Annotated in this window: 17 protein-coding genes and 5 tRNA genes; 20 read left to right on the top strand and 2 right to left on the bottom strand. The window is 40.6% G+C overall.

The window, feature by feature from the left end; translation table 11 throughout:
• Nucleotides 1-177 precede the first annotated feature (177 nt).
• On the top strand, nucleotides 178-1,038 hold the full coding sequence (locus tag HMPREF1321_RS05550; RefSeq protein WP_009421748.1) for a glycerophosphodiester phosphodiesterase family protein: 861 nt from the start codon (nucleotides 178-180) through the stop codon (nucleotides 1,036-1,038).
• A 42-nt stretch (nucleotides 1,039-1,080) separates the two neighbouring features.
• Here the strand turns inward: HMPREF1321_RS05550 and HMPREF1321_RS05545 are convergent, their stop codons facing one another.
• Entirely contained in the window at nucleotides 1,081-2,040 is a 960-nt protein-coding gene (locus HMPREF1321_RS05545; RefSeq protein WP_002675128.1) for a ribonucleotide-diphosphate reductase subunit beta, read from the bottom strand.
• Between the two features lie 292 nt (nucleotides 2,041-2,332).
• On the opposite strand from HMPREF1321_RS05545, the gene HMPREF1321_RS05540 reads away from it, so the two are divergent.
• The 17 genes from HMPREF1321_RS05540 to gldA all read left to right on the top strand — a co-directional run bounded on the left by HMPREF1321_RS05540 (nucleotide 2,333) and on the right by gldA (nucleotide 12,195).
• Nucleotides 2,333-2,548: a hypothetical protein gene (locus HMPREF1321_RS05540; RefSeq protein WP_002675130.1), complete on the top strand. Its 216-nt coding sequence runs from the start codon at nucleotides 2,333-2,335 to the stop codon at nucleotides 2,546-2,548.
• A gap of 6 nt (nucleotides 2,549-2,554) precedes the next feature.
• Entirely contained in the window at nucleotides 2,555-3,391 is an 837-nt protein-coding gene (rfbD, locus tag HMPREF1321_RS05535) for a dTDP-4-dehydrorhamnose reductase (RefSeq protein WP_009421747.1), read from the top strand.
• A gap of 27 nt (nucleotides 3,392-3,418) precedes the next feature.
• Nucleotides 3,419-3,982, top strand: coding sequence for a LemA family protein (locus HMPREF1321_RS05530; protein WP_034575766.1), 564 nt, complete (start codon nucleotides 3,419-3,421; stop codon nucleotides 3,980-3,982).
• A 154-nt stretch (nucleotides 3,983-4,136) separates the two neighbouring features.
• Entirely contained in the window at nucleotides 4,137-5,060 is a 924-nt protein-coding gene (locus tag HMPREF1321_RS05525) for a M48 family metallopeptidase (RefSeq protein ID WP_009419836.1), read from the top strand.
• Between the two features lie 554 nt (nucleotides 5,061-5,614).
• Nucleotides 5,615-5,688: transfer RNA gene (locus tag HMPREF1321_RS05520), tRNA-Thr, on the top strand.
• 36 nt (nucleotides 5,689-5,724) lie between these two features.
• Nucleotides 5,725-5,806, top strand: a tRNA-Tyr gene (locus HMPREF1321_RS05515).
• Between the two features lie 21 nt (nucleotides 5,807-5,827).
• Nucleotides 5,828-5,900: transfer RNA gene (locus HMPREF1321_RS05510), tRNA-Gly, on the top strand.
• A gap of 12 nt (nucleotides 5,901-5,912) precedes the next feature.
• Nucleotides 5,913-5,984, top strand: a tRNA-Thr gene (locus HMPREF1321_RS05505).
• 65 nt (nucleotides 5,985-6,049) lie between these two features.
• A complete protein-coding gene (gene tuf / locus HMPREF1321_RS05500; protein ID WP_034575764.1) occupies nucleotides 6,050-7,237 on the top strand; it encodes an elongation factor Tu in 1,188 nt (395 codons plus the stop codon).
• A gap of 77 nt (nucleotides 7,238-7,314) precedes the next feature.
• A tRNA-Trp gene (locus HMPREF1321_RS05495) sits at nucleotides 7,315-7,385 on the top strand.
• A 446-nt stretch (nucleotides 7,386-7,831) separates the two neighbouring features.
• On the top strand, nucleotides 7,832-8,041 hold the full coding sequence (locus tag HMPREF1321_RS05490) for a hypothetical protein (protein WP_009421741.1): 210 nt from the start codon (nucleotides 7,832-7,834) through the stop codon (nucleotides 8,039-8,041).
• The gene (locus HMPREF1321_RS05485) at nucleotides 8,029-8,313 is read left to right on the top strand and encodes a virulence protein (protein ID WP_009421763.1); all 285 of its coding nucleotides are present in this window, start codon (nucleotides 8,029-8,031) and stop codon (nucleotides 8,311-8,313) included. The genes HMPREF1321_RS05490 and HMPREF1321_RS05485 overlap by 13 nt, the downstream gene beginning before the upstream one ends.
• Nucleotides 8,314-8,399: 86 nt before the next feature.
• A complete protein-coding gene (locus tag HMPREF1321_RS05480) occupies nucleotides 8,400-8,876 on the top strand; it encodes an S-ribosylhomocysteine lyase (RefSeq protein WP_009421746.1) in 477 nt (158 codons plus the stop codon).
• A 3-nt stretch (nucleotides 8,877-8,879) separates the two neighbouring features.
• Nucleotides 8,880-9,113: a hypothetical protein gene (locus tag HMPREF1321_RS05475; protein ID WP_009409936.1), complete on the top strand. Its 234-nt coding sequence runs from the start codon at nucleotides 8,880-8,882 to the stop codon at nucleotides 9,111-9,113.
• Complete coding sequence (locus HMPREF1321_RS05470) at nucleotides 9,103-9,393, top strand: type II toxin-antitoxin system RelE family toxin (protein ID WP_009421728.1); 291 nt, start codon at nucleotides 9,103-9,105, stop codon at nucleotides 9,391-9,393. The genes HMPREF1321_RS05475 and HMPREF1321_RS05470 overlap by 11 nt, the downstream gene beginning before the upstream one ends.
• Nucleotides 9,394-9,396: 3 nt before the next feature.
• Entirely contained in the window at nucleotides 9,397-11,166 is a 1,770-nt protein-coding gene (locus HMPREF1321_RS05465) for an aminopeptidase P family protein (RefSeq protein ID WP_009421736.1), read from the top strand.
• Nucleotides 11,167-11,295: 129 nt separating this feature from the next.
• The gene (gene gldA / locus HMPREF1321_RS05460) at nucleotides 11,296-12,195 is read left to right on the top strand and encodes a gliding motility-associated ABC transporter ATP-binding subunit GldA (RefSeq protein ID WP_009421730.1); all 900 of its coding nucleotides are present in this window, start codon (nucleotides 11,296-11,298) and stop codon (nucleotides 12,193-12,195) included.
• A gap of 32 nt (nucleotides 12,196-12,227) precedes the next feature.
• On the opposite strand, the gene HMPREF1321_RS05455 is transcribed toward gldA, so the two are convergent.
• Nucleotides 12,228-12,944, bottom strand: a complete 717-nt coding sequence (locus HMPREF1321_RS05455; protein WP_034575761.1) for a LytR/AlgR family response regulator transcription factor — start codon at nucleotides 12,942-12,944, stop codon at nucleotides 12,228-12,230.
• An 854-nt stretch (nucleotides 12,945-13,798) separates the two neighbouring features.
• On the opposite strand from HMPREF1321_RS05455, the gene HMPREF1321_RS05445 reads away from it, so the two are divergent.
• Together HMPREF1321_RS05445 and HMPREF1321_RS12345 are read left to right on the top strand one after the other, a co-directional pair.
• On the top strand, nucleotides 13,799-16,525 hold the full coding sequence (locus HMPREF1321_RS05445) for a calcium-translocating P-type ATPase, PMCA-type (protein ID WP_009421749.1): 2,727 nt from the start codon (nucleotides 13,799-13,801) through the stop codon (nucleotides 16,523-16,525).
• A 157-nt stretch (nucleotides 16,526-16,682) separates the two neighbouring features.
• Nucleotides 16,683-16,817, top strand: coding sequence for a hypothetical protein (locus tag HMPREF1321_RS12345; RefSeq protein WP_009421735.1), 135 nt, complete (start codon nucleotides 16,683-16,685; stop codon nucleotides 16,815-16,817).
• Nucleotides 16,818-16,830 lie beyond the last annotated feature (13 nt).

Raw genomic sequence — 16,830 nt, 5'->3', positions numbered from 1 at the left:
CTTTCTATCTCCTCAGTCTCTCCAATAAAGCCTTTAATCTCATCTGAATCGTCTGACTTGTCTGACCTGTCAAAAAACTATTTTTATCACTACTCATTTGCTAATTTCCAAATTTTCTCATTTTCTCATTCTCTCATTTCCTTATTTCCACATTTTATTTATCTTTGCAAAAAAAATATGTTTTTAATGAAGAAATATATCATCACTTTATCGCTTTTGTGCCTCGCAATGGCTTGCAAAAGCCCCTCAACCGGACAGATAATCCCCCAAGAGGAGATTACTAACCAAATGTATTTCACCTCCAAACCCATTGTTTCTGCTCATCGGGGTGGGGGAGGAGAGCAACTTAAAGGCTATCCCGAAAACTGTTTGGAAAGCATTCAGTACCTTTCCAAGAAAGGAATACACAGCTTTGAGATAGATATCTTCGAGAGTGCCGACGGCGATTTGCTCCTGATGCACGACGATAAGTTAGGGCGTACCGCCACAGGTCAAGGGGTCGTATCAGCGCTTACTACCGCACAGTTGCGCACTGAAAAACTCAAAGATGAGTTCGGTAATGTAACTGCTTTTCAGATTCCGTTTTTAAAAGACGTACTTTCGTGGTGTAAAACCAATAAGGGGTACTTAATGTTAGATTTTAAAAAGGGTATTTCTTATCAAAAAGTGGTAGATTTAGTGCGCGAAGAGAAGATGGAAGCGCAAGTGGTGCTTATCAGTTATAATACTGCACAAGCCGAAGCCTTGCATAAGGTAGCTCCTGAGATGCTCCTTTCGGTGAGCGCCCGCAATGAAGACGAACTGAACCGTATTTTGCAAACCGGCATTCCTAAACAGAAGTTGTTGGCTTTCACCGGTATTCGTTTAGCTCCTGATCAGCTGTACGAACGTTTAAACCAACTAAAAATACCTGCTATATTAGGTACGTTAGGTAACTTAGATAAGCGTGCTGCTACCAAAGGCGACCACCTATATACCGAGTGGGCAAAGAAAGGTATACAAGTTTTCTCTACCGATAGACCTTTGGCATTCAACTAAAAAATAAGAGGTAAGAAACTTACTTCTTACCTCTTATTTTATCTAAAACAAATCGTTTTCGCTAATACTCTTGTCGTGTTTAGTATAAGCAGTAGGGCGTTTGGCAAAGAAGTCATCAAGCTCATTGCTGAACACTTCCTCCTCAAACCACATCATCGGTTTAGCTTCCTCTCCCGAAATTCCAAAAGGTTTTCCTAATCCCAATTGTGTAAGCGAGTCGTCCAAACGATAACGCATATAGTTCGACAAGTCTTTTTTGCTAAAGAACTCCAATTCACCTTGTTCAAAAATCCAGTCTAGCATCTTGTCTTCCAAAGTGATATAACTACGGATAAAAGTAGTCGCATCTTCTTCGGCTTTAGCTTTCATTTCTGGATTTTCTTCAAATATCTTTTTGAGAATATAAATACCTGCATTGGCGTGTAACTGTTCGTCTACCGATGTCCACGCAATAATATTCGCTACGTTTTTCAAGAACCCTTTAAAACGCGTAAATGAAAGAATAGTAGCAAACTGACTGAACAACGAAGCATTCTCAATAATCAATGTGAAAAACAGAATCCGCTCCATAGCGTTCTCACGATTTTTAGCCAAGTATTCTTTTAATACATTACTGCGTTCTTTAAAAACAGGTACCTCCAATAAGTTTTCAAACTCGTTGTTGTAGCCCAAAACCTCCAATAAGCGTGCGTAAGCCTCGCTGTGGCGGAACTCACATTCGGCAAAAGTAGCCCCTAATCCGTTGAATTCAGGTTTAGGGAAGAGGTCATAGAGGTCTCCCCAGAAAGTCTTTACCGATACTTCCACTTGGGCGATACCTAATAGGGCGCGCTTCACTGCCTCTTTTTCCACAGGTGTTAACTCCGATTTAAAATCCTGAATATCGGCAGTAAACTCCACTTCTGAGTGTACCCAAAACGATTTGTGCATAGCGTTCACAAACTCCATAACCTCAGGATATTCAAAAGGTTTGTAGTTCTCGCGTTTGTCAAAAATTCCCATAATGATAAATGTTTTTTTATGAATGTTTTAATGATGTTTTACAGAGCGCAAAGATAATAAAAATACTATAAACTCCAATAATTTTTCTAATTTGCTAATCCCCACATTCTCTCATTCTCTAATTTTCTCATTCTCTAATTCTCTAATTTTACCTTTTACCTTTTATCTAAATTCCCCCTGTTGATAACTCTGTTAATAACCTGTTAATTTAAATTGATAACTATTTTTTTGTCAATAATAAATTTATTCGTACTTTTGCCTCGTCAAACAATGATTAAACATTTATAGAACTATGGAAGAATTTGTAAAATTAGTAGAACACATTTTGTATATGGAGAATTTCAACACTGCAATTACTCCTGATTTAAAACAAAAGTTTATAGAGCTTAACAGAACTTATGGCAATAATGTGCCCGATAAGTATAAAGCAGACGTAAACAGATTATATAATAGCTTTCGCGATAAACAAAGCGTAGAGGTAGATAGTAACGCTTACGCTGTTAGCTAATAGTAAATGAATGTTTTAGTAACTGGAGGTAGTGGGCAATTAGGTTCTGAAATTCAGGCTAATCCTCACAAGAAAAGTTGCTACTATTTCACGGATATAAATAGCTTGGACATCTGTGATGTCCAAGCTATTCGTGCTTTTGTGCAACTCAATAATATTGGTGTCATTGTTAATTGTGCAGCTTATACCAATGTAGATAAGGCCGAAGACGACTCAGCTCTCGCAACTCTTATCAATCATACAGCTGTCGAGAATTTAGCAACTGTTTGTAAAGAACACAACTTGCCTCTTATTCATATCTCCACCGATTATGTATTCGGAGGAAGTAAAAACACTCCTTATACCGAAACCGACCCAACCACACCTCTTGGGGTGTATGGGCGTACTAAATTAGCAGGCGAACAAGCAATACAACAAGCAGGCATTGAACATCTCATTATCCGTACAGCGTGGTTGTACTCATTGCGTTTCGGTCATAACTTTGTAAAGACTATTCAGCGTCTCAGTGCCGAACGTACTGAACTAAAAGTAGTGTTCGACCAAGTAGGCACCCCTACCAACGCTTCTGATTTAGCCGATTTTATTGTGCAAGCAGTCGAAAACCTTTGGTATAAAGGCAAACGTGAGGTCTATCACTTCTCTAACGAAGGGGTTTGCTCGTGGTATGACTTTGCAGTAACTATTGTAGCACAATCGGGTAATAATTGTAAAGTATTGCCCTGTCGTTCTGATGAGTTTCCAAGCAAAGTAACGCGCCCTGCCTACTCAGTGTTAGATAAAACCAAGCTAAAAAAAGACTTTAATTATCCAATTCCTCATTGGAGGCATAGTTTTAATTGTTAATATTAATTGTAAATTATTAAATTAAATATGGGACTTATAATAACCATCACAATCATAGTGATTGTAGTATTTTGGTACATTAGTGCCAATAATAAATTGGTAGCATTAGCCAATAATCGTGAGAATGCCTTTGCTGATATCGATGTGCAACTCAAGCAACGTCACGACCTTATTCCTCAACTCGTAGCAGCCGTAAAAGGCTATATGACTCACGAGTCCGATGTGCTCACCAAAATCACTCAAGCGCGCAGTCGTGCTATGAGCGCTACTGATATAAACGATAAGATTGCAGCTGAGAAAGAACTTTCTTCTGCTATGGGCGCTTTCAATATCCAAGTAGAAGCTTATCCTGATTTGAAAGCGAATACTAACTTTATGCACCTCCAACAAGAAATTGCCGATATAGAAAATAAATTGGCGTCAGTGCGTCGCTTCTTCAACTCTACTACCAAAGAGCTGAATACCGCTATCCAATCGATACCTACTAACATCGTAGCAGGTTTCAAGAAAATGACTCCACAACCCTTCTTCGATTTGGGTACAGAACAACGCCAGCAGTTGGATAAAGCTCCAGAGATTTCGTTTAGCTAATCGAATGCACAGAAGATATATAAAGGAGATGTTTTATAGCGTCTCCTTTATTTGTTTTTTTGAACATTGTTTGGTATTCTCATATAAAACTAATATCTTTGCCACTCCTATCTTTGCAAGTAAAGAAAAATGGGTAATAATAAAAACTTAAATTATGCAATATCTTGGTATCCGACAACAAATCGCACGAAATAACACCAAGTCTGTTCTGTATTTATTAGCTTTCCCCTTGCTAATCCTTGCGGGAACCTATGCGGTATTGTATATGCTTAACGACCAAGATATAGAGGCTGTGAATGCTCAATTCCTTTCAGTAGTCCCTGTGGTGCTGATAGGGGTAGCTATATGGTTTGTAATCTCCTACTTCTTCAATACCCAAATGATACAAACCGCCACTCACTCTCGTCCCTTAGAACGCCGTGAGAATATGCGGGTGTATAATCTCACCGAGAACCTTTGTATGAGTGTCGGAATGCCTATGCCTAAGCTCTATATTATAGAAAGCGATGCGCTCAATGCTTTTGCTTCTGGTATCAACCAAAAAACCTTTGCCGTCACCCTCACACGTGGTATTATCAACACGCTTAACGACGACGAACTCGAAGGGGTGATAGCTCACGAACTTACCCATATCCGCAACCGCGATGTCCGTTTGCTTATTATTACCATTGTGTTTGTAGGTATTTTTGCCACGATTGCCAATATCGCTTTCCGCACGATGCTCAACAGTCAGTTGTATTCTTCACGCAATAGGCGAAACGAAAAGGGTGGGGGAGGAGCTGTTGTGCTGGTAGTCTTATTGGTAGCAGGGGTTGTCTATTTCTTTTCAATACTCTTTAAGTTGGCACTTTCTCGCAGTCGCGAATATATGGCTGATGCAGGAGCTGTTGAAATGACCCATAAGTCTTTGGCATTAGCCAATGCCTTAAAGAAAATCTCAGGGCACTCCACCATCGAAGGTGTAGATAACGACGAAGTAAAAGAACTCTTCATCGACTATAAAGCCGAAGGCTTTTTTGCAATGTTCGCCACCCACCCACCTATTCGCAAACGCATACAAGTATTAGAGCAATTTTAATGACTTATTTTGGCTCAAAACAACCCAAACATTCTTGCGCATAAGCTTCCCTTCTACAACTCCCCTTGATTCTTTCAGTAAACGTACCTCCCCTATGTATCAATCACAGAAGTTTTCTTTCTTCATTCTTCGTCTTTTGTTTGTCTTTTCTTCATTCTAGACCCACTGTAGACCCACTGTAGAGCCACTGTAGAGCCACTGTAGAGCCACTGTAGAGCCACTGTAGAGCCACTGTAGAGCCACTGTAGAGCCACTGTAACCCCACTTATCCCCCGTTTAAACCTTATTACTTGTCCGTATGCCCCACCCTTGCTCGTGCGGTTCGCATCGTATTTTTGTTTACTTTTACATCACAAAGCTTTGCCAAACCCTAATTGGCTAATTATTCACGTAAGCTAAAAAAATAGCAATAAGGTTAAAACATATTATTCAGAAAATACATCTGATATTCAAATGTTTGTATTTACAGTCAAAATATTTTCGTAAAAAAAAGTGCTAAAAATTTTGTCGATAAAAAAAAATGTTATACTTTTGCGCTCTGTAAAAAGATAGACGCCGGCATAGCTCAGTTGGCCAGAGCACGTGATTTGTAATCTCGGGGTCGTGGGTTCGAATCCCTCTGCCGGCTCAAAAAAAGTACATATTTTAATAGTTCAAATATTCGGGGGAGATACTCAAGCGGCCAACGAGGGCAGACTGTAAATCTGCTGGTTTTACCTTCACAGGTTCGAATCCTGTTCTCCCCACTGTCATATTTTTATTTTTTTGCGGGAGTAGCTCAGTTGGTAGAGCGTCAGCCTTCCAAGCTGAATGTCGCGAGTTCGAACCTCGTCTCCCGCTCTTTTTTTGTATGCTGATGTAGCTCAGGGGTAGAGCACTTCCTTGGTAAGGAAGAGGTCACGAGTTCAAATCTCGTCATCAGCTCTCACGTATTTTGTACACACATCAAACACTCATTTATATAACTAAGATTTAAAATTTATTTAAAAATGGCAAAAGAAACATTTGATCGTTCCAAACCCCACTTGAATATTGGTACTATTGGACACGTGGATCACGGTAAAACAACTTTGACAGCCGCTATTACTAAAGTATTAGCCGACGCTGGTCTTTCAGAAGTTCGTAGCTTCGATTCAATCGACAACGCTCCCGAAGAAAAAGAACGTGGTATTACCATTAATACCTCTCACGTAGAATACCAAACAGCTACTCGTCACTACGCACACGTAGACTGTCCTGGCCACGCCGACTACGTAAAGAATATGATTACAGGTGCTGCCCAAATGGACGGTGCTATCCTCGTAGTTGCCGCTACCGACGGACCTATGCCTCAAACTCGTGAGCACATCCTCCTCGGTCGCCAAGTAGGTATTCCTCGTATCGTTGTGTTTATGAACAAAGTAGATATGGTAGACGACCCAGAATTGTTGGAACTCGTAGAACTCGAAATGCGCGAGCTTTTGAGCTCTTACCAATACGATGGCGATAACACTCCTATCATACAAGGTTCAGCTCTTGGTGCTCTTAACGGTGAGAAAAAATGGGTTGATACTGTACTCGCCCTTATGGACGCTGTTGATAAATGGATCGAACTTCCAACTCGTGACATCGATAAACCATTCTTGATGCCTATCGAAGACGTGTTCACTATCACCGGTCGTGGTACCGTTGCTACTGGTCGTATCGAAACTGGTGAAGCTAAAACAGGTGATGCAGTTGAAATCATCGGTATGGGTGCTGAAAAATTGACCTCTACTATTACTGGGGTTGAAATGTTCCGCAAAATCCTCGACCGTGGTGAAGCTGGTGACAACGTAGGTTTGTTGCTTCGTGGTATCGACAAAAAAGACATCAAACGTGGTATGGTAATCTGTAAACCAGGTTCTGTAACTCCACACGCTAAATTCAAAGCTGAGGTGTATATCCTTTCTAAAGAAGAAGGGGGTCGTCACACTCCATTCCACAACAACTACCGTCCTCAATTCTACGTACGTACTACCGACGTAACCGGTACTATCCACTTGCAACCAGGTGTTGATATGGTTATGCCAGGTGATAACGTAACTATCGAAGTAGAATTGTTGCAACCTATCGCTCTTAACGTAGGTCTTCGTTTCGCTATCCGCGAAGGTGGTCGTACCGTAGGTGCTGGTCAAGTAACTGAAATTCTTGACTAATTAGCTTAGAAGGTTAGGTTAAATATTATTTAATACAAAAAAGTTTTGAGCATAAAAACTCAAAACTTTTTTAAAATACGGGTGTAGTTCAAGGGTAGAATAGCGGTCTCCAAAACCGTTGATGGGGGTTCGAATCCCTCCACCCGTGCTTAACATTGCTAAAGTTACAAACTTTGGCAATGTTTTTTTGTTTTTATCTTCTAAAAATCATATCTTTGTATCACATTATTTTTTATCTTTTACCTGAATATACTCCATATTTTTGATGATAAGTAAAAAAGTTGAGTCGTCTTTTTTGTATTATTAAAACGACTAAAACACATAAGAAAATGGTGATTAAGAGTAATATCTCTACTAGTGGAATTATAGATTCTTAAAACAATTTCCTTAAAACATTTGTTTTTTAATGACAGGTTTAATACCTTTGCGGGGTAGTTTATTAGGCATCAGACGTTAGAGTTTTTTCAGAAACTCTCCGAGCTTCTCCGAAAATTCAGACACTCCTAAACAACTTTACTCAAGAATTTCAACTAAATATCAATTAACAAGAAGTAAAGGTATCATCTCTTACCTCTTATCTCTTACATAAACAAAATGGAAAGTAAATTTAACATAGGACAACGCGTGTGGGTTTCTCCTCAACTCACAGAAAAACCCGATTGGGTAGAAGCTACCGTTACCGAAATAGAACAAAATCCCTTTATAGGAATTGTCATTGAAGTAAAAACGGACAATGACGAATTATTCTTTGAAAAAGAAGATATGTTTAAACCCGTTGAAGAGGAAGAATTATGCACGCTATAGCTTTTGACTTAATAGTTTTTGAGCTAAAGAAACATTATAAAGATCCATATCACAACGCTTATGCTGAAATTAGAAAAGTACTTAAGCAAAATAATTTTTATTGGATACAAGGGAGTACTTATGCTACTGAAGGCGATTTGCGAACCCTTTTTCGTGCTATACAAAGCCTAAAAAATATCAAATGGTTTTGCCTCTCTGTAAGAGATATTCTCGCTTTCAAAATAGAAGACTACTCCGATTTCACTCAAGAATTTCAATTAAATATCAATTAACAACGAGTTAGAATGTAAAAGGTACCATTTCTTACCTCTTATCTCTTATCTCTTATCTCTTATCTCTTACCTCTTAACTAAACAAAATGGAAAGAATAGCAAGTTTTTGTATCGACCACCTCAAACTCGAGCGTGGCATTTATGTATCGCGTAAAGACTATGTAGGCAAGGAAGTGCTTACCTCTTTCGATATCCGTATGAAGCTCCCCTACCGTGAGCCCGTACTCGGTAGTCCCGAAACACATACTATCGAGCACCTCGCCGCTACTTGGTTGCGCAACAATCCCGAGTGGAAAGACAAGATTATCTATTGGGGGCCTATGGGCTGTATGACCGGTAATTACCTCATTCTCGCTGGTGACTATACCTCTAAAGATATCGCCCCCTTGATTACCGAACTCTTTGAGTATATCGCTAATTTTGAAGGTGACATTCCTGGTGCATCGGCTTTAGAATGTGGCAATTTCTACAACAATAACCTCCCAATGGCGAAGTATGAAGCTAAGAAATATTTAGAAACTCTTCACCACCTCACTGATAAAAATCTGAATTATCCCAAGTAAAATATGAATACAATGATTTTACAAGAACCCACTTTTCTAACCGATAGACAAGGCAATACACTCTCGGCAGTTGTTCCTATTGAACAATACTACGAGCTTTTGAGAATTGCTGAATTATATGAAGAGTTAGAAGATTTACAACTCTATTACGAATCTAAAGCCGACCCAACTCCTGCTGAGCCTGCTGATATAGTATTTAAAAGAATAGAAGCTCGCCGTAATCAAAATGAAAACTAAAACCAAAACAGAAAAAGAATATACTGTTGTATTGAAGAAAAAAGCAGAGAAGTTTTTAGATGGACTTTCTGAACCTAATTATTCTGCTGTTAAGACTGCTATTCTCTCTCTGGCTTACAATCCAAGACCTTTTGGTTATATCAAACTATCAGGTTCTGATGCCTATAGAATAAGAGTAGGAAACTATAGAATTATCTATGACATTTTTGATAAAATACTCACTGTAGAAGTTGTCAATATAGGTCATAGAAAAGAGATTTACAAAAATTCAAAACTATAAACAATGAATACACCCGAAAAATTATCCCTCTTGCGCTCTAAAATGCAAGAAAACCACATCGACGCTTTTGTGGTATTCAGCGCCGACCCTCACCTTAGTGAATACCTACCCAAAGAATGGCTCGAACGCGCTTGGCTCTCTGGATTTACAGGCTCTGCGGGTTTTGTAGTCGTTACCAAAGATAAAGCCGGCTTGTGGACGGACTCTCGTTACTTTGTACAATCGGCTATCGAGCTTAAAGGCTCTGGCATCGACCTCTTCAAGGACGGTGTAGAAGGCACTCCCGATTATGCCGATTGGCTCGTATCAGTACTTCCTGCTGGGGCTACTGTGGCACTCAACGCCTTGGCAACCTCTCACATCGCTTGGGAAAAACTACAAGCTACCTTAGCCACTCACAATATCAAATTGGTACATAAACCTCTCATCGACCTTATCTGGACAAACCGCGAAAAAGACCCTCTTCATCACATTTTCGTACACCCCGATAAATGGGCAGGACAAACCGTAGCCGAGAAACTTACTGCTATTCGCAAAGCAATGGCTACCCACCGCACTACCTTGCACCTTATTACTGCCTTAGACGATGTAGCTTGGACACTCAACCTCCGCGGTAGCGATGTGGCTTACAACCCTGTATTCCTCGGTTATATCGCCCTCACCGATAAAGAAGCTACTCTTTTCGTAGAAAAAGCTAAACTCACTCCTGAGGTAGAAGCTCATTTGGCAGCAGCCAAAGTAAACGTACGTGCTTATGATGAGTTCTACAACTATTTGGCTACCGTAAAAGGACAAAATATACTCCTCGCTGCTAATACCAATCAGGCGATATTTGAAGCCCTCCAAAAGGACAACAAACTCGTGCAAGCCCCTGCTCCTGGCAACCTGATGAAAGCCGTGAAGAACGCTACTGAGCTCGAAGGTTTCCGTACTGTAATGGTACGCGATGGGGTAGCAATGGTGAAGTTCCTCTACTGGCTCACCCACCAAGTAGGCAAAGAACCAATGACCGAATATAGTATCGGCAAGAAGCTACGCGACTTTCGTGCCGAAGGCAAAAACTTCGTAGGCGAAAGTTTTGGTAGTATCATTGGTTACCAAGGCAATGGCGCCATTGTGCACTATTCAGCTCCTGAGCACGGCAGTAAAGAGGTACATCCCGAAGGTAGTGTTTTGGTAGACTCTGGCGGACAGTATCTTGAAGGCACTACCGATATCACTCGTACCATTCCGTTAGGCAAAGTAAGTCAGCAGTTTATAGACGACAGCACTCTCGTGCTCAAAGGAATGATACAACTCGCAATGGTACAATTCCCAAGAGGTACTCGTGGTGTTCAGCTCGACGCCTATGCGCGTATGGCACTCTGGAAAAACCACAAGGACTACGGTCACGGTACTGGTCACGGGGTAGGTAGCTTTATGAATGTACACGAAGGACCTCAAAATATCCGCAAAGACCTCAACCCACAAGTGCTTTTAGCGGGTATGGTATGCTCCGACGAACCTGGGGTATATCTCGAAAACCAATACGGTATTCGTCACGAGAACCTCATTACGGTGCGTGAAGTAGCGAGCAACGAGTTTGGCACTTTCTACGATTTTGAGACCCTCACCCTTTGTCCGTTTATGCCTTCAGGTATTAATGTGGCTCTCCTCACCGATGTAGAGCGTAAATGGCTTAATGCCTACCATAAAACTTGTGAAGAAAAACTCGCTTCCCTTTTGGAAGGCGAAGTAAAAGAATGGTTCTTAACTCTTGTAAAACCTTTGTAGTTTAGCTTCTATTTGTTTTTAAATATAGTGAAGGAAGGCTATCCAAAGCTCTATTTGGGTAGCCTTTTTTAATTATTACGCTTGCCAATTGTTTATTATTTTGTACTTTTGAGCCCAAAATAAAATAAGATGTCTGTAGAAGTTCAACAACTAACAAAAATATACGGACAGCAAGTGGCTGTCAATGCTATCAGTTTTCAACTTGAAAAAGGTGAAATTACCGGCTTTTTAGGACCTAATGGCGCAGGTAAATCTACCACTATGAAAATGATTACAGGAGCGCTTACCCCTACTGATGGAACAATAACAGTAAATGGCATTGATATACTAAAAAATCCTATTGAAGCACAGAGAACAATAGGGTATTTACCTGAACACAATCCGTTGTATACCGAAATGTACGTGCGAGAATATCTGCGCTTTATGGCTGAACTATACCCCAAAGTTCCCTCCGATAGAATTGAAGAGGTAATTGCTCTTACAGGGCTTTCTTCTGAAAGCAATAAGAAAATAGAGGCACTCTCCAAAGGCTATCGCCAGCGTGTAGGCTTGGCTTCTGCGCTTATTCACGACCCCGAAATTCTTATACTCGATGAACCTACCACAGGGCTCGACCCCAATCAGCTGGTAGAAATACGCCATATTATCAAAGAGTTAGGTAAGCGTAAAACAGTGTTGCTATCTTCTCATATTATGCAAGAAATTCAAGCTTTGGCCGACCGTGTGATTGTATTGCATAAAGGTAACATCGTGTTAGATAAGAAAATGACCGAACTGCAAAACAAAGAACAAATTATAGAAGTAGCTTTTGATTTTCGTGTCGAAGAACGCCTCTTACGCGCTTTGCCTAACATAGTATCAGTGCATAATGTCTATGATTTTCTATATCAGTTACAGTTCGATACCTCAGAAGATATGCGCCCCACTGTGTTCGATTTTGCCAAAGAAAACGGATTGAAAATACTACAAATTAATCACAAGCATAAAGACTTAGAACAAACCTTTATTCAACTAACGGCTAATAATTAAAAAAGTTGCTTGATTTTTTCAAGCAACTTTTTTTATTGACCATTAGGCATTATTTTATTCAGAAACGCCTCCCTACAATTCTCAGCAATCGTAATGCGTTGTTTGCCAAATACTATTTGGTTGCGCTCCACTACTTCTACTTTGTCCAGAGCTACTATAAACGACCTATGCACTCGCATAAACCGTTCTTCCGGTAATTCCTCTTCCAATTTCTTCAAGCTCATCAGCGTTACAATAGGTTGTGGCTGACTGTTGAGGTATATTTTTACGTAATCTTTAAGACTTTCTATATACAAAATATCATCATACATCACCTTTATTTGCTTGTAATCTGCCTTTACAAACATATAATCCTGCGCTACTTCGAGCGGTTTTTCAGTGACAGAAGGAGTGCTTAATAGCAAAGCCTTTTGAGCCGTCTCCAAAAACTCAGCATAATCAAAAGGTTTCAATAAGTATCCAATAGAGTTTACCTTATATCCCTCAATAGCGTATTGGTCAAAAGCCGTAGTGAAAACAATTTTAGTAGAGGTGGGTATCTTTTTAGAAAGCTGGAGCCCTGTAAGTTCAGGCATTTGGATATCCATATAGATAAGGTCGGGCGCGCTACCTTCATATAAGAACGTCAATACATCAATAGCATTGCTAAATTTGCCGACTAACCTCAGAAAAGGAGTCTTTATCACATAACTTTCTAGCAGTTGGAGCGCCATAGGCTCATCGTCTACAATGATACAAGTAAGTTGCATTTTGCCACAGATATAAAATTCCAAAGGCAAAGATACACTTATTTTTCTGTTATATACCCAAATAATAATATTTTTTTCTCCCGCACACTCCCACTAAACTCCTCCCACAAATTTGCTAATTTCCAAATTCTCTAATTTGCTAATTCTCTTTTCCGTCGCTATATTCCCCCTTTGAAAATAGCCAGCAATAGCTGGGTATGTGCACCGCTATAGCGGAGTATGTGTAAAGGGGGAGGTTTGTCACCTTTCCCAGCTTGTCCCCCTTCGGGGGTTCGGGGGAGGTTTCTTTTGATTTTCCGCCACACTTCCCCCTAGTGCCTATGCCCTAAGACTCCTCACCACCCCATTTTCTCATTTTCAAATTTGCTAATTCCCTAATTATCCCTTCTCCTTTCCGTCCCTACATTCCCCCTCTCCTTGGGAGAGGGACGGGGTGAGGATTCTCTTTCTTTCGCCTCGAAACCCCGTTTTTAACATTTTTAACCTTGTTGTATTATATTATTAATCAACTTTTTACATACCTTTTCTATACCAATCGTCCAAGATTCGTATAAGCTTCCTATAAGCTCTCTATAAGCTACCCCCACCCTCCTTACACCCTTTTTTCACCAAAACTTCTCTCAACCCTCTTCCGAACTTCTCCGATATCTTCCGAATACTCCTAACAGTATCAACACATCGCTTTTTCATCTCAAACTTTGTCAAAGTTAATAGCCTGTCGTGCTACGACTGCCTGTGCGGCTCGCACCTCATTTCCTTATTTCCAAATTCTCTCATTTCCTCATTTTTCTCATTCTCTCATTTCCTAATTTGCTAATTATAGCTATCTTTGCATTTTAATTACTCAAAAAACTATGGCAGATAAACACCATTACAAAGGTCTTACCGATGCGCAAATCCTTGAAAGTCGCCAAAAATACGGTGAAAACTCCCTCTCATCAGTAGAAGGCGAACCGCTTTGGAAACAATTCTTAGAAAAGTTCACCGACCCCATTATCATCATTCTTCTTGTTGCCCTCGTCTTCTCTTTTGGAGTATCTACTTATGAGTATGTGGTGCATAATGAAGGTTTCGATGCTTTCTTAGAGCCCATAGGGATTCTCTTTGCTGTACTCTTGGCTACAGGTGTCGCTTTCTATTTTGAACATAAAGCCAATAAACAATTCGAAATTCTCAATCAGGTAAACGACGAGATTTACTATAAAGTCATTCGCAACGAACACATTACACAAGTACTCAAAAAGGATATTGTAGTAGGCGATATAGTGATTTTGGAAACCGGAGAAGAAGTACCCGCCGATGGCGAGCTCCTCGAAGCCGTATCAATGCATATCAACGAGTCTACCCTTACCGGAGAACCTTTGGTACACAAAACCACCAATCCAGCCGATTTTGAGGCAGAAGCTACTTACCCTTCTAACTACGTTTGTCGCGGTACTTCGGTATGCGATGGTCACGGTATTTTTGAAGTGAAAAAGGTCGGCGATGCTACCGAATATGGCAAAGTGTTCGAAGGGGTTCAGATAGACAACACAGTGAAAACTCCCCTCAACGAACAGTTGGATAAACTCGCAGGAATAATTACCAAAATCAGTTACGCCATTGCAATTTTGGTGATTGTAGGTCGCCTTATTCTATATTTTACGCTTCCTGCTCATAACATAAACCAAATCGATTGGATTGATTTTGGCCACTATCTTCTCAATACAGCGATGATTGCTATTACTGTGGTGGTAGTTGCGGTACCCGAAGGCTTACCGATGAGTGTTACCCTCAGTTTGGCTTACAGTATGCGCAGTATGATGGCTACCAATAACCTCGTGCGCAAGATGCACGCTTGTGAGACGATGGGTGCTACTACCGTCATTTGTACCGATAAAACGGGTACACTCACCCAAAACCAAATGACTATCTACGAAACTTATTTCAATCGTTTTACAGATGAACAATTAGGTGAAAAACTCATCGCCGAATCGATGGCGGTGAACTCTACGGCTTACCTCGATTTTACTGATAAAGAAAAACCAAACGTACTGGGGAATCCTACCGAAGGAGCACTCCTATTGTGGCTCTACGGCAAAGGAACCAACTACTTGCCCATACGCGAAGGGAGTGAAGTGCTTAACCAACTCACTTTTTCTACCGAACGCAAGTATATGGCTACTTTGGTGCAATCACCAGCGTTGGGCAAACCAGTATTGTACCTAAAAGGAGCGCCCGAAATCGTAATGACTTTTTGTCACGAAGGTGGTAAATTCCTTTCCGATATTCCTCAAGCCGATTTCGAGGCAAAACTATTACAATACCAAAACCAAGCGATGCGCACTATCGGTTTTGCATATAAAGTAATCGACGACCCGAATACGGTAATATTCGAAAATGGTAAGTTAGTGATAAATGGCTTAAATTTTATAGGTATTACTGCTATTTCTGACCCCGTACGCCCTGATGTGCCTGCTTCTATTGAAGAGTGTTTGCACGCAGGCATTCAGGTGAAGATTGTAACCGGTGATACACCAGGTACCGCTCGCGAAATCGCCCGCCAAATACATTTGTGGGACGATACTTGCACCGAGCGTAACCAAATCACCGGCGTAGAATTTGCCGCAATGAGCGATACCGAACTCTTAGATCGCATTACCGACCTACGTGTGATTTCACGGGCACGTCCGCTCGACAAAGCACGCCTCGTGAACCTATTGCAACAAAAAGGCGAAGTTGTAGCCGTAACCGGTGATGGTACCAACGATGCACCAGCCCTCAAAGCTGCCCAAGTAGGTCTTTCAATGGGCGACGGAACCTCAGTAGCCAAAGAAGCTTCCGATATCACTATCTTGGACAACTCGTTCAGTAGTATCGGTAAAGCCGTGATGTGGGGGCGTTCGCTCTATTTAAACATTCAGCGTTTTATCCTCTTCCAGATGACTATCAATGTGGCAGCGTGTATCATCGTGCTCATTGGGGCATTCTTAGGGGTAGAGTCACCGCTTACCGTAACCCAAATGCTCTGGGTGAACCTCATTATGGATACCTTTGCGGCATTAGCGTTAGCGTCCTTACCACCGAGCAACCGCGTAATGAACGATAAACCTCGTGCGCGTGGTGCTAATATCATTACAAAACCAATGACGAAAGGCATTTTTGGTGTAGGAGGATTCTTTGTAGTGTTGCTTTTTGGTTTCATTCAGTACTTTAAAAATGAGGAAATCACCAGTCTCACTCAATTTTCAATTACTGATTATTTCAGTCATTTCTTTCACTTCGGAACACCCAAAAACGGACTATCGGCTTATGAACTTTCCTTGTTCTTCTCGATATTCGTGTTCTTGCAATTCTGGAATATGTTCAATGCCAAAGCTTATCGTACCGGCAAGAGTACTTTTTATAATATAGGCAAGAGCCAAGGTTTTATACTTATTGCTACGGTGATTGTCATCGGTCAAGTGTTTATCACTACTTTTGGTGGACAGATGTTCAATGTAACCCCACTCAAGCTCACCGATTGGACAATCATCATTGGTGCTACCAGCCTCGTACTCTGGACAGGAGAAATTCTCAGAGCCATAAAAACAGAAAAGTAATAGTTACATACTTAGCCAAAGTTTTTTAAACTTTGGCTAAGTTGATTACCTTGATAATCAAATTCCTTTAGTTACATTGTAGAGGCGATTTGCCAATCGCCCCTACAAAACAAAACTTTTCAGATAAGCTCTTTTTTTGTATTAAAACTTTGCTGATTTGCCAATTTCTCCTATCTTTGCCCCTGTATTAACTCAAATAAAAGAAATGAAAAAGGCTTTTTACAGCCTTATTGCTATTGCGGTAACATTAGTAACCTTTACAGCTTGCTCCTCTGATGGAGGAGGTAATTAAAACCTAAAAAATA

Source organism: Capnocytophaga sp. oral taxon 412 str. F0487 (genome assembly GCF_000271925.1).
In the GTDB taxonomy this organism is placed as follows: domain Bacteria; phylum Bacteroidota; class Bacteroidia; order Flavobacteriales; family Flavobacteriaceae; genus Capnocytophaga; species Capnocytophaga ochracea.
Note: the sequence above shows the minus strand (reverse complement) of the source record. Positions and strands in the feature narration are given on the sequence as shown.

Excerpts from the sequence above, each read along its gene's own strand:
- HMPREF1321_RS05550 (WP_009421748.1), top strand. The coding sequence starts at position 178 with ATGTTTTTAATGAAGAAATATATCATCACTTTATCGCTTTTGTGCCTC.
- HMPREF1321_RS05545 (WP_002675128.1), bottom strand. The coding sequence starts at position 2,040 with ATGGGAATTTTTGACAAACGCGAGAACTACAAACCTTTTGAATATCCT.
- HMPREF1321_RS05540 (WP_002675130.1), top strand. The coding sequence starts at position 2,333 with ATGGAAGAATTTGTAAAATTAGTAGAACACATTTTGTATATGGAGAAT.
- rfbD (WP_009421747.1), top strand. The coding sequence starts at position 2,555 with ATGAATGTTTTAGTAACTGGAGGTAGTGGGCAATTAGGTTCTGAAATT.
- HMPREF1321_RS05530 (WP_034575766.1), top strand. The coding sequence starts at position 3,419 with ATGGGACTTATAATAACCATCACAATCATAGTGATTGTAGTATTTTGG.
- HMPREF1321_RS05525 (WP_009419836.1), top strand. The coding sequence starts at position 4,137 with ATGCAATATCTTGGTATCCGACAACAAATCGCACGAAATAACACCAAG.
- tuf (WP_034575764.1), top strand. The coding sequence starts at position 6,050 with ATGGCAAAAGAAACATTTGATCGTTCCAAACCCCACTTGAATATTGGT.
- HMPREF1321_RS05490 (WP_009421741.1), top strand. The coding sequence starts at position 7,832 with ATGGAAAGTAAATTTAACATAGGACAACGCGTGTGGGTTTCTCCTCAA.
- HMPREF1321_RS05485 (WP_009421763.1), top strand. The coding sequence starts at position 8,029 with ATGCACGCTATAGCTTTTGACTTAATAGTTTTTGAGCTAAAGAAACAT.
- HMPREF1321_RS05480 (WP_009421746.1), top strand. The coding sequence starts at position 8,400 with ATGGAAAGAATAGCAAGTTTTTGTATCGACCACCTCAAACTCGAGCGT.
- HMPREF1321_RS05475 (WP_009409936.1), top strand. The coding sequence starts at position 8,880 with ATGAATACAATGATTTTACAAGAACCCACTTTTCTAACCGATAGACAA.
- HMPREF1321_RS05470 (WP_009421728.1), top strand. The coding sequence starts at position 9,103 with ATGAAAACTAAAACCAAAACAGAAAAAGAATATACTGTTGTATTGAAG.
- HMPREF1321_RS05465 (WP_009421736.1), top strand. The coding sequence starts at position 9,397 with ATGAATACACCCGAAAAATTATCCCTCTTGCGCTCTAAAATGCAAGAA.
- gldA (WP_009421730.1), top strand. The coding sequence starts at position 11,296 with ATGTCTGTAGAAGTTCAACAACTAACAAAAATATACGGACAGCAAGTG.
- HMPREF1321_RS05455 (WP_034575761.1), bottom strand. The coding sequence starts at position 12,944 with ATGCAACTTACTTGTATCATTGTAGACGATGAGCCTATGGCGCTCCAA.
- HMPREF1321_RS05445 (WP_009421749.1), top strand. The coding sequence starts at position 13,799 with ATGGCAGATAAACACCATTACAAAGGTCTTACCGATGCGCAAATCCTT.